This is a genomic window from Pantoea sp. CTOTU49201 (genome assembly GCF_032054795.1).
In the GTDB taxonomy this organism is placed as follows: Bacteria; Pseudomonadota; Gammaproteobacteria; order Enterobacterales; family Enterobacteriaceae; genus Pantoea; species Pantoea symbiotica.
In genome coordinates, this window is the sequence record NZ_DAMBSA010000103.1 from 1 (window position 1) to 12474 (window position 12474).

The window sequence follows — 12474 nt, forward strand, 5'->3', positions numbered from 1 at the left end:
ATCGTTCAATGCGTGGTGACCCATTTCGTCACCGGCCAGTAACAGCGCCCAACCGTTCAGGCGGGCGGGATCGTCGGTCACCAGCACATCATGATCCTGACCGGTTAAACGTTCATCCGACGTCAGGCATTTCGCTCCCCAGTTTTCGAGGTGGCGGCAAACGATCTTGTGTACATCTTCGACGGCGATATCCACCAACGCGGTCACGCCTTCCAGCAGTTTCTCTTCCTGCTCGCCTTGCTGCTCTAACGCCAGCGGCAGCTGAATGTTGTAGCGTGTGCCGATATCAGGTTTAGCGATGATCTCCAGCTGGCCGCCCATCTGTTTGCACAGCTGCTTACAGAGGAAAAATGCCATGCCGGACGCCTGGCCAAAACGATCCTGCGTGGTTTCACCAAGATAGGGGAAATCGACATTCGCCAGTTCATCGACGCTTAAGCCAGAGCCGGTATCCACCAGCTGCAGCAAGACCTGATTGGGCTTGTCTTCAGTGGTTTTAATCTCCAGCGAAATCTTGCCCCAGCGCGTGGTAGTCAGCGAATAGTGCATCAACGTGGTCAGCACTTTACGTAATGCACGACGATCGCCAAAGCGCATCTCGTCATTGGCTAAATGGTTGTTCACCACTAAAGCCAGTCCTTTACGGCGCAGCAGCGGCAGGCTTTCCAGCGCGATTTCATCCAGCATATCCTGCAGGTTGAACACGCTGGCATCCGGTGACCAGTCATGCGCTTCAAGACGATTGAGCAGCACGATGTCATCGACCAGACGCGCCAAGCCCTGGCTCTCGTCGAGCAGATCGAGCACGCTTTCATCATCGTCGCGCTGGCTGAGTTGTACCAACTGCTTAACCATGCTTTGCAGCGGACGATTAAGCGCATGACCGAGATTGTGCATCAACTGCTGACGCATCTGGTGATTGCGATCCAGCACCTGTTGCGCCTTCTGTAGTTTCTTATTCACCAGCAATTCGCGGTCCTGATCGCGCATCATAAACAGCTGGGTATGCGGCGACAGCACGCTGCGCGCGTGGCGAATCTCATACACTTCGTTATTGATGGTCGCCTGCAATACACCCTGATGCTGATCCGACATATTGATGATTTTCTGCAAATTCAGGTGCGGCAACAGGTGTTCAGCAATTTTATTGCTGAGCAGCGTGCGGTTGGTGGCGAAGTCATACACCAGCAAACCAACCGGCAAGCTGGCCACGATCTCTTCATTCAGCATGCGCAGCGAATCCAGCTCGGCGCTCTGGTTTTCGTTCGGGCGCAGCGACTGCTGACGCAGCAGCGTGATGCCGGCAATCGACAGTAAAAACAGCACGAGGTTGATCAGCAGCGGCCACATCAGGTTATGCAGCGTATCCAGCGCCAGACTGGTGAGCGGCACGCGATACACCAGCTGCAGCGACGTACTTGGCAGCGATGCGGCGATCTCCAGATTCGGATTCACCAGCGCCACGTGGGTGCTTTCACTGCTGGTATCGTCGCTGGTGGTGGCGGTGGTGGAAGTTTGCGTGGCGTCCTGACGCAGCTGGAAATTCTCCAGCGGCATATTGCGCGGGATCAGATCGTTAACCGGCAAATCAAATGCGACGACGGTGGCTAAATGGCCCGGCTGATTGAAGGTGGTACGCAGCGTAAAGTAGTGATCGTTCTGCCAGGCGAAATGACGCAGCGGCGAGAAGCTTTCACGCTCATCCAGCGCATTAGCCTGCTGCAACATTTCGGCGCGGCGGCTATCAACCAGCGTATTAATCGCGCTCTCTTTATAACGCGTCGCCATGTCTTTCAGCGGCAGCGTGGAGATCATAATCAGGCTGTTATCCTGACCATTAAGGAAGTACATCGACCAGGTCGGATTTTCCGCGCCCCACAGCGTATCGAGATAGTTGGACATGCGCATGGTCATATCCAGCGTGCTGCTATCGTGCGAACCAAAAATCAGCGCTTCGGTTTTGCGGCGGGTTTTTTCCAGATAATAGACATCCGGGCGCAGGCGGGTTTCCTGAAGATTACTGTTCGGCGACGATCCGGCGGCGCTGGTGGCCAGGTTTTCATAGATCTGCCACGTAGCGAAGCGCGACGCATCGATGCGTTTCTGCATCGCGCGCGCCAAATCGGTCATCGCATAGCGCTTCTCTGTAATCCAGGCATTAACGCTGTTGTGCACCATCGCGCCCAGCGCCAGAAAAAGCACCAGGTTAAACACCACGAAAAAGCGCGTTACATTGCCGGATGTCAGCGGAAATTTATAAGGCAGCATAGTGTCTCAGGATCATGGAATTAGCGCGCAACCCGTCGGGCACTGGCAGCGACGGCCAGCAGTAGCAGAGCGATAAGCAAAAATGCACCACTCAGGCTGATCCACTGGGAAATTAATCCGATTAAAGCCGGACCTGAAAGAATACCTGCATAGCCTAACGTTGTCATGGCCGAAATCGCCAGATTCGACGGCATATCGTGTTGATTCCCGGCAGCATTGAACAACATCGGCACCGTATTGGCGAGGCCAAAACCCACCAGCAGGAAAGCCAGCAGCGCAATTTGCGGCCAGGGTAACAACACCGCCAGCGTCATGCCCGCTGCAGCGGCTAGCGCACCGGTCAACATCACCGGATAACGGCCAAAGCGTTGAATCACTTTATCGCCGGTCAGACGACCAATGGTCATCGCCACCGAGAACACCGCATAACCCAAACCGGCGTGTGCCGGGCTCATATCCGGGCTTTGCAGCAGCAACAGCGCGCCCCAATCCAGCACCGCGCCTTCGGCAAGAAACAGAATAAAGCAGAGCAAACCGAGGAAAGCCACCCAGCCGCGTGGGATCACCAGCCACGGCTGATCGGGCTGATGCAGGCGTTCGGTCATCAGTGTTGGCAGGCTCCATACCAGCAGCAACACAATCAGCATCATCACCGCGCCAACCGCTTGCAGCGGCGTCAGGCCGCTGCCGAGCAGCAGGCTGACGGAACCGGCACCGATAATGCCGCCGAGGCTAAAGAAACCGTGGAAACCGGACATCATCGGCTTGCGCGCGGCTTTTTCCACTTCCACCGCCTGCACGTTCATCGCCACATCCAGCATGCCGAGTCCGGCACCAAACACCATCAAGGTGGCGGCCATCAGCCACATCACATCGAGAGTTGCCAGCAGCGGTAACACCGCCAGCACCACCAGCGTGGAGCACAACATCACCCGACGACCACCGAAACGCGCGATTAAACCGCCGGTAATCGGCATCGCCGCCAGCGATCCAATGCCTAAACACAGCAACAAACCGCCCAATGACGCGCCGCTCAACGCCAGACGCTGGCTGGCGAACGGCACCAGCGGTGCCCATGCGGACATGCCCAATCCGGCGATGAGGAAAACGATGCGTGTCCCAAGATTGACACGGTGATGCAATTTATTGTGCGGCGCGGCGTCCAGTGCTGTCATAAAGAGTATTTTTCAGTAGCGATTGAAGCGACGAAGTTTAGCATCAAAGCGGGCGTCACACCGCGCATCAGACAATTCGGATGGCAGCGATTAAACGCCAGAAACAGGCATATTACCGATTTTTCACGCGTCGCTGCGCTTTTCCAGAACTTTCCTGGCATGTGCCAACCATAACTGGAGTGACTTAAGTAAAATTTTATATGCTGAATGATGCAGTATACTGATGAAAGATTCCGCGCCACACGCGGCTTACACGTCAATTTTTTGGCGCTGTCGCAAAGCACGCATTTCCGGATTTTCGCCAATAGGCAGCGGCCACCTAAAACCGATATGTTAGTCATCCCATCGGCTCCCGATGCGGAATATAGCGAGATCGAGATTATTTCTCCCGATTGGGAGAGTTTTGCTGTGTCTTATTTTAATCCTTGTTACCTGCAGGTAACCCGTTTTCATCAGGCGAAGCGGACCGTTTATTAACGGCCTGTATGGCGCACCGGTACGCTTAAATCATTAATAAGCTTAATGGCCGCTGCAATACATTCCCTGTAACGAGGTTACCTATGTCTTCACGACAATCAGAACAAAAATTAGCGGCGATTCTGCAATCCGCGGTCAGCCTTTATCCGGTGGCAGACGACGCTTCAACTCTGCAAACGCGCAGCGTGGATACCACGCCGCCCGCGTCGCTACGTCCGTATGAACCCATTGCGATGGATGGTGTGATCGCCGCGTGGGAATCCGGCAGGAACATTCACCTGCGCGGCCGCGCCGAATCCGAACCCGGTGCCACCGTGACGCTGAGCTTTAACGGTGAAAGCTGGCACAGCACGGTGAATAAATGGGGTTACTGGAATGCCTCGATGCCGCCTTCGGTGCTCAACGGACTAGCCGACGGCGCCTATTCGCTGACGCTAACCATCACCGACAAAGCCGGTAACAGCACCGATACGCAGGTGGGCTTTGGGGTTTACGTAGATAAAACCATCAAGCCCACGCTGACGGTAGATCCGATCAGCGGGGATAACGCGGTTAACGTGGCAGAAGGGATTTATGGCGTGGAGGTGCACGGCAGCGTCACGCATATGCCAGCCAACAGCCACATTACGGTGATCTTAGCCGGTCAAAAATATATCGGCGGCGTTAACGACAAAGGCGAATGGACCGCCGCCATTCCCTCACATGATCTTCAGGCATTACAGGATGGCGTCTATAGCCTGAAAGTCAGCGCCACCGATCCCAACGGCAAAACCACCGCTTATCAGCAGGATGTCACCTTAATTACCCACGTCAGCAGTTTGCCGCACATCAGCTTCGATAAGGTCACCGCGGACAACGTGATCAATAAAGAAGAGAGCCTAAACGATCTCACCTTTAGCGGCGACCTCTCGGTGATGGTGCCGGGCCAGCAACTGTTGCTGTGCAGCGGTGATGCGGTCTATCACGCACAGATTGGCAGCGATGGTCACTGGCAGGTGACGATTCCGTCCACTGAAGTGGCGAATTTCATTTCACTGGGCGAAGTGCGTGTATATGCGCAGGTTGGCGCTGGCAACAGCACTGACGCAATGCTGGAACTGAACGTGGTCACCCAACTGCCAGACATCTATTACGAAATCAATATTGGCGGCGATACCACGCTGAGTCAGCAGGAAGCACAGCACGATCTCAGTTTCTATCTCGAAGGCGTAAAGGAGCTGACGCTCAACGGCAAAAACTACACGCCGGTCAATGGCATGGTGACCATCAGCGCCGACGATCTGCAGGCGCTGCCGGATGGTGAAGTGTCGCCGCTGGCCACGCGCTGGGATGAGTACGGCAATCACGATAAACAGATCATCGAGAACCTGTTCACCGTCGCCACGCATCAGGTGCCGACCGTTACGCTGAATCAGCCGTCAGGCGACAGCGCCCCCGCTCCGCACAGCGATGCGCGCGCCACGGAAAACCACTACAACGCCAGCGATAGCAGCTACACCCTCGCCGATCATCTGCAGCAACATCAGGTTCAGAGCCTTGCTTAATCCGCCCATCAACCGCTAGCGACCTCGGCTAGCGGTTGCCAGCTCACTCTCATTTCTCACGGGACAACAGGGATGACTGCACAACCCTTCAACAGCGACAACGGCATCGCGGCGATGCTGCGCGTGGCGGCACGCTTCGGTAAACCAGCAGACGCCAGCACGCTGCGTCAGCAAATGCGCTGGTTTCAACATCTGGCACCCGCGCAACAATTAGAACGTTTAGCCGGGCTGTTAGGCCTGCATTTCATGCTGGTGCCACATAGCAAATTGCGCTGGCGGCAGGAAATCGTGCCGGTATTGCTGCTGCTGGAAAACGGCAGCGTGGCGTTGATAGAAGAGGTGGATAGCAAAGGTGGCGTGCGTTACTGGCTGAGTGAAAGTGGCGATGTGGTGCGCACAGGTCAGCTGCAGGATTTGTTACTGCAGGCCGACATGCAGGTTGGCGTGATTGGCGTGGCGGCACGGGCGCGCGATGCGCGCATCGACGAGTTTGTGCAGCCGTATCAGCCGCACTGGTTCTGGCATAACTTTCGTGGCATGAAGCGGCGCATCGCGGAAATCAGCCTGGCATCGCTGGTCGGTAACGTGCTGGCGCTGGCGGGCATTTTGTTTTCCATGCAGGTCTACGATCGGGTGATTCCGGCGCAGTCGCAGCCGACGTTGTGGGTGCTGTTTGCCGGTGTGGTGCTGGCGGCGGCGATCGAGTATCTGATTCGCCTGATGCGCACCCAGGTTTCTGATCTAATGGGCAAACGCATCGACCTGAAAATATCCGCCCTGCTGTTCGCGCGGGCGATGACTATCCGCAACGAGGCGCGTCCGCGTTCCACCGGCTCCTTTATTGCCCAACTGCGTGAAATTGATCAGGTACGTGAACTGCTGACTTCCACCACGGTGAATGCCGCCGCCGACCTGCCGTTTGTGCTGCTGTTTCTGCTGATCATGGCATCGATTGGCGGCTGGCTGGTGTTGATTCCATTACTGGCGATTCCGCTGATTGTCATTCCCGGCTTGCTGGTGCAGATCCCAATGGCGCGGCTGGCGCAGGAAGGGCTACGTGAAAGCGCGCTGCGTCAGGCGGTGCTGGTGGAAACCCTCGAAGGCGTTGAAGACATCAAAGCGCTGCAAGCGGAACCCTATTTTCAGCGGCAATGGGAGCAAACGCACGAAGTCAGCGCGGCCATCAGCAATCAGCAACGTTTGTGGGGTGCGCGCCTCACCGGTTGGTCGGCCAGCGTGCAGCAGCTCACCTATGCCGGGATGTTGGTGTTTGGTGTCTATCTGGTGCTCGATAATCAGATCACCACCGGCACGCTTGTGGCGTGCAGCTTGCTCTCGTCACGCACCATCGCGCCGCTGATGCAGCTCACCATGGTGTTCTCGCGTTGGCAGCATGCTAAATCGGCAATGAAAGGGCTGGATGAGCTGCTGAAGAAGCCGCTCGACCAACCCGATCACGCCACGCTGGCGCACTGTCCGGTGCTGACCGGCAGCTATCAGCTGCAAAACGTGCATTACCGCTATGAAGAGGAGAGCGGTAATAGCGTGCTTAACATTCCGCAGTTGCAGATCACGCCCGGCGAACGCGTGGCGATCCTCGGTAAAGTCGGAGCGGGTAAATCGACGCTGCTGAAAATGCTGGCCGGGCAGGCGCGCGCCAGCCAGGGAAAAGTGCTGGTGGACGGCGTCGATCTCACCTGCATCGATCCGGTCGATCTACGGCGTCAGCTTGGCTGGCTGTCGCAGGATGCGCGGCTGTTTTTCGGTACGCTGCGCCAGAACCTGCTGCTCGGCAATCCTCACGCCAGCGAGCAGGAGATGCTGCAGGCGCTGCGCATCAGCGGCGCGTTAGCGCTGGTGCAGCAGGACGCCGCCAGCCTCGATCGCATTATTCACGAAGGCGGACGCGGCTTGTCCGGCGGCCAGCGGCAAATGGTGCTGCTCAGTCGGCTGATTCTGCGCCAGCCTCAGGTGGTTTTGCTGGATGAACCAACGGCGGCGATGGATGAACAGCTGGAAGCGCAGGTGATTCGTCAGCTGGCGCAATGGGTAGCCGGGCGCACGCTGGTGCTGGTCACGCATCGTCCCGCGCTGCTACGCATGGTTGATCGCATTATCGTGATGGATAACGGCCGTATTGTGGCTGATGGCGCGCGCGACGAGATTCTGCGTCATGCCGCCAGTAAAAAAGGAGATGCGGCATGAGCGTGGTGTTGCTGGATAAAGATCTGGCGCGGCGTGAACGTCGCACCTCGGCCATCATCTGGCTGTGCGTGGTAGCGCTGCTGCTGTTTCTGCTGTGGGCGTACTTTGCGGTGCTGGATGAAGTGACGGTGGGCATCGGCAAAGTCACGCCTTCCAGCCGCGCGCAGATCATTGATAGCCTCGATGGCGGCATCGTCAAACAGCTCAATGTGCACGAAGGCAATATCGTGCAGCACGGCGAGGTGCTGGCAACGCTCGATCCCACGCGCTTTCAAACCAATTTTGGTGAAGCGATTGCGCGGGTGCGCACGCTGCGGGCTTCCTCTGAACGTTTACAGGCCGAACTCAGCGACACGCCGCTGAAGTTCAGTGCCGATATCCTGCAACATCCCGAGCTGGTGGCGCGTGAAACGCAGCTCTATCAGGCACGGCGGCAGAACTTTATCGAGACCATCGGCAATTTGCAGCAATCCCTCGCGCTGGTGCAGGCAGAACTCAACGTGACGGAACCGCTGATGCTGCGCGGTGCGGCGGGCAAGGTGGATGTGATTCGCCTGCGTCGTCAGGTGAGCGATCTGCGCGGCAAAATCGATGAAGCGCGCAACGATTATTACGTGCGCGCTCATGAAGAGCAGGTGAAGAACAACGGTGAGCTGGATGCGCAATTGCAGGTGGCGGCGGGCAAACAGGATCTGCTGACGCGCACCACGTTGATTTCGCCGGTGCGCGGCATTGTGAAAGATGTGCGCGTCACCACCGTGGGCGGCGTGCTGGAGCCGGGTGGCAAGCTGATGGAGATTGTGCCGCTGGAGGATCAGCTGCTGATTGAGACGCGCATCAATCCGCGCGATATCGGCTACATTCGGCCGGGTTTACCTGCGGTGGTGAACATCACCGCCTACGACGCTTCCATCTATGGCGATCTGCGCGGAGAAGTCGAAACCGTTTCGCCCGATACGTTGCAGGACGACGTGCGGCACGACGAATTTTACTATCGCGTCTATGTGCGCACGCAAAAAGCCGAGCTGACTAATAAAAGCGGACGCAAGTTCGCCATCATGCCCGGCATGGTGGCCAATGTTGAAATTAAAACCGGTCAGAAAACCGTCATGGATTATTTACTTAAGCCGCTGAATAAAGCGAAGGAATCACTGCGCGAGCGTTGATAATCTGCGCCGGCTATTATTGCAGCGATCTTTGTTACGTGCCGAAATTAACATTGCCATTTTAAGACTATGAATTGAACAAAATGTGCGGAAAGAGGCAAATAATGCGCGGCGATTATTGTGGTTAATTTAACCCGCATAATTAACTTTACGCAATATAAGGTGATACCTGAATTTCGGGCAAAAAAATGCCGGGCAATCTAGCCCGGCGGGAAATTAGGGTAAATCAAATCATTCGGGGTGAATGAAGATAATAATGAAATAAATGATGATAGCGGGGATAATTGTATGCTCTGGATAGGTAAGAGTTTTGTCATTCAGTGCTGAAATGTAACTCGTGTAATTTTATGTTTTTAAACGATTAAATTATATGTTTGCAAAAAGTGCTATATTTTTTATCTATCTGTGCTGGTTATTAGCTCCCCGATATTTACATCCTGAAATAACTATTAAATAGAATGAAACAGTTTTGGAAATTTAGTAGCATTTTCGTGATAGATTATTGCCCAACATAAAATAACAATGGCTTGCCGGCTGAATTTTTAATCGTTCAGCTCGCAGTGGCAAAAATAAAGGCACATTAAAGAGGGTAATAAAATGAAACGTCGCGTTCTCTCCCTGATGATTCCTGCATTGCTGGTTGCAGGATCAGCAAGCGCAGCTGAAATTTACAACAAAGATGGCAACAAATTAGACCTCTACGGAAAAGTGGATGGTCTGCATTATTTCTCTGATAACTCTAGCTCAGACGGTGACCAGTCTTACCTGCGTTTTGGCTTCAAAGGTGAAACTCAGGTGACCGATCAGCTGACCGGTTACGGCCAGTGGGAATACCAGGCTGCACTGAACACTGCAGAAAGCGAAGGCACCGCTAACAGCTTCACGCGTGTTGGTTTTGCCGGTTTGAAATTTGGTGATGCAGGTTCATTCGATTACGGCCGTAACTACGGCGTGATGTACGATCTCGGCGCATGGACTGACGTTCTGCCAGAGTTCGGTGGCGATACCTACGGCGCGGACAACTTCCTTTTCCAGCGCAGCAACGGCCTCGCAACCTATCGTAATACCAACTTCTTCGGTTTAGTCGATGGCTGGAACTTCGCGGTTCAGTATCAAGGCAAAAACGACAACCCAACCGAATCCTCTTCTGGCCGTGATGTGCTGGGCGAGAACGGTGACGGCTACGGTCTGAGCACCACTTATGATCTGGGTTCAGGCTTCGGTATTGGTGCAGCGATGTTCCAGTCTGACCGTACCAACAACCAGAACAGCACCACTTCGGGCATTCTGGGCCATGGCGATAAAGCCGAAGCTTACAGCGGTGCGCTGAAGTATGACGCTAACAACGTTTACCTGGCCGCGATGTACAGCCGTTCGTACAACGCCACTCGCTTTGGTACAAGCGACGGAAGCGCTTACGGTTACGCTAACAAAGCAGATAACTGGGAATTGGTGGCACAGTACCAGTTCGACTTCGGCCTGCGTCCATCTCTGGCATTCGTCTCTTCTCGCGGGACTGATATCGAAGGTTACGGCAGCCAGAACCTGAAGAAATACATTGATGTAGGCGCAACTTATTACTTCAACAAAAACATGTCGACCTACGTTGATTACCAGATCAACCTGCTGGACGACAACAACTTCACCGACGCAGCAGGTATCAATACCGACGACGTCGTAGCGCTGGGCTTGGTTTACCAGTTCTAAGGGTGATGGAGCGTGACTTGCCGGTCACGCTCCCGTTTTCAGCAGCGCATCCAGCGCGGCACGCAGCACCTCGACCACCTGTTCCGCATCCTCGCCAATCTGTACCTGCACAATCGCGCCCTCAACCAGCAACACCATCTGCGCCGTTTTTACCTGCTGCTCAGGCATCAACTTGTCGCTTATCGCCTGCGCCATCTCACGTTTATGCTGACGAATAATTTCGCTGGCTTCCGGTAACGTGCTGCCCAGTTCCGCAGCGGTATTGATAAACGCACAGCCGCGATAATCGTCATCCCTGAACCAGCTCAGTAATGCGGCGGGCAGGGCATCGATCAATGCTGCGTGCTGATTCAACGCACTGCAAAACGCCAGCATCCAGCGCTGATGGCGCTGCTGTAAAAACGCCAGTACCAGCGCATTCTTCGCCGGAAAGTGACGATAGAAAGTCACTTTGGTCACGCCCGCTTCTGCAATCACCTTATCTACGCCGGTGGCGCGAATGCCCTGTTGGTAAAACAACTGCTGCGCGCACAGCAAGATACGATCGCGCGCGGATGCGCTGGCATCAAAGATCAGAGGTTCAAGCATAAAAAAATTCCTTGTGTGCATGTAGACAGAATTGTCTACATGCGGCAGGATGAATCAAGTAGACAGACCTGTCTACATAATCGGGAGAAATAACATGGTGGTGCCACCGTTCAATCAACAAACCGCGTTACAGAAAGTCCGAATGGCGGAAGATGCCTGGAACAGCTGCGATGCGCAGCGTGTTTCGCTGGTGTACAGCGAAGACACGCGCTGGCGCAATCGCAGTGAGTTCGTCAATGGACGTGCAGAAGTCGTGACCTTCCTGCAGCGCAAATGGGTCAGAGAGTTGGATTATCGACTGATCAAAGAGTTATGGGCGTGGCACGAAGATAAGCTGGCGGTGCGCTTTGCATATGAATGGCATGATGACAGCGGTAACTGGTTCCGCAGCTATGGCAATGAGAACTGGCACTTTGGCGCCGATGGTTTGATGATTCAGCGATTCGCCTGCATCAACGATCTGCCGATCCGCGCAGACCAGCGTCTGTTCCACTGGCCAGCTGGCACGCGCCCGGACGATCATCCGGGCCTGAGTGAGTTGGGGTTGTAGCGATTATTGGATACCGCGCCATTTTTTGGCTTTGGGCGCCGGTTGCGGCGGCGGGTTGGTGATGGCGGTCAGGCTGCCTTCCATCGCGACACCCGCCAGCGTAAAGGCGGAGAAGCTAAGCCAGTGCTGCCATTTACTGTTTTGTGTTTTAGTATTTTCCATTCTGCACCTCGCTGAAGTTCAACTCATCTTCAACAATGCAGCATTCATGCCAGCGCACCGCTCTCAGCGCCACGCGCCTTGCAGCGACTTTGCTACACTGCGCCAGCGCTGAAGCGGTGCAGAAGGGTGATTTTCTGGTGCAAAAATTTAACGTCGGCGTGCAGGATAGTGCTGAATCAGGCGATGGCGGTAAGCCTGCCAACATTTGAAGCTGCCATAAATAAACAGCCCGGCGGTAATTGCGACAATCATATAAACCATCTGATGCTCCTGTAGGCATAACGTTGCAGGAACCGCTTATCCTGTGTCAGCGTTTATCGAACATCAAGCAGCTTTAGACTGCTTTACAAGCGAGTTATGCTTTGTAATTGGCTGTAGTAATGCGTTACAGATGAGGAATTGATGCGTTTTCAGAATATTCTGCTAATTAGCCTGTTGGCATTGGGACTCAGCGGTTGCGAAAAAAACAGCAGCCAACCCGCGCTGGTGCTGGAAGGCAAAACCATGGGCACCGTGTGGCGCGTCAGCGTCGCCGGCGTTGATCCGCAGCGTAAAGCGGCGTTGCAACAGCTGATCCAGCAACAGCTTGATCGCGATGACGGCGAACTCTCGACGTGGAAAAGCGATTCGGT

Annotated in this window: 9 protein-coding genes and 1 pseudogene; 6 read left to right on the forward strand and 4 right to left on the reverse strand. The window is 54.9% G+C overall.

The genetic code is table 11. The features are described 5' to 3' along the window. Both rcsD and RTY00_RS09710 read right to left on the reverse strand, forming a co-directional pair. A partial coding sequence (rcsD, locus tag RTY00_RS09705) for a phosphotransferase RcsD (protein ID WP_312664284.1) occupies positions 1-2265 on the reverse strand: 2265 nt, incomplete at its 3' end. 23 nt (positions 2266-2288) lie between these two features. Next, positions 2289-3443, reverse strand: coding sequence for an MFS transporter (locus tag RTY00_RS09710; protein ID WP_312664276.1), 1155 nt, complete (start codon positions 3441-3443; stop codon positions 2289-2291). A 560-nt stretch (positions 3444-4003) separates the two neighbouring features. Between RTY00_RS09710 and RTY00_RS09715 the strand changes: the two genes are divergently transcribed. From RTY00_RS09715 to ompC, 4 genes are all read left to right on the forward strand, one after another. Continuing rightward, a complete protein-coding gene (locus RTY00_RS09715) occupies positions 4004-5464 on the forward strand; it encodes an Ig-like domain-containing protein (protein ID WP_312664277.1) in 1461 nt (486 codons plus the stop codon). A 72-nt stretch (positions 5465-5536) separates the two neighbouring features. Next, positions 5537-7669: a type I secretion system permease/ATPase gene (locus RTY00_RS09720; protein ID WP_312664278.1), complete on the forward strand. Its 2133-nt coding sequence runs from the start codon at positions 5537-5539 to the stop codon at positions 7667-7669. Beyond that, the gene (locus tag RTY00_RS09725) at positions 7666-8835 is read left to right on the forward strand and encodes an HlyD family efflux transporter periplasmic adaptor subunit (RefSeq protein WP_312664279.1); all 1170 of its coding nucleotides are present in this window, start codon (positions 7666-7668) and stop codon (positions 8833-8835) included. Before RTY00_RS09720 ends, RTY00_RS09725 begins: the two co-directional genes overlap by 4 nt. Before the next feature lie 597 nt (positions 8836-9432). Next, positions 9433-10542, forward strand: coding sequence for a porin OmpC (gene ompC, locus RTY00_RS09730; RefSeq protein ID WP_312664280.1), 1110 nt, complete (start codon positions 9433-9435; stop codon positions 10540-10542). A 24-nt stretch (positions 10543-10566) separates the two neighbouring features. Here ompC and RTY00_RS09735 read toward each other — a convergent pair whose 3' ends face one another. Then, positions 10567-11130, reverse strand: coding sequence for a helix-turn-helix domain-containing protein (locus RTY00_RS09735; protein WP_312664281.1), 564 nt, complete (start codon positions 11128-11130; stop codon positions 10567-10569). 94 nt (positions 11131-11224) lie between these two features. Between RTY00_RS09735 and RTY00_RS09740 the strand changes: the two genes are divergently transcribed. Beyond that, positions 11225-11680, forward strand: a complete 456-nt coding sequence (locus RTY00_RS09740; RefSeq protein WP_312664282.1) for a nuclear transport factor 2 family protein — start codon at positions 11225-11227, stop codon at positions 11678-11680. Between the two features lie 3 nt (positions 11681-11683). Here RTY00_RS09740 and RTY00_RS09745 read toward each other — a convergent pair whose 3' ends face one another. Then, positions 11684-11842 carry a hypothetical protein gene (locus RTY00_RS09745; RefSeq protein ID WP_008105090.1) on the reverse strand — a complete coding sequence of 53 codons (159 nt, stop codon included), beginning with the start codon at positions 11840-11842 and terminating at the stop codon, positions 11684-11686. A 402-nt stretch (positions 11843-12244) separates the two neighbouring features. Between RTY00_RS09745 and RTY00_RS09755 the strand changes: the two are divergent. Then, a pseudogene (locus tag RTY00_RS09755) lies at positions 12245-12474 on the forward strand (FAD:protein FMN transferase ApbE); the annotation flags it as partial.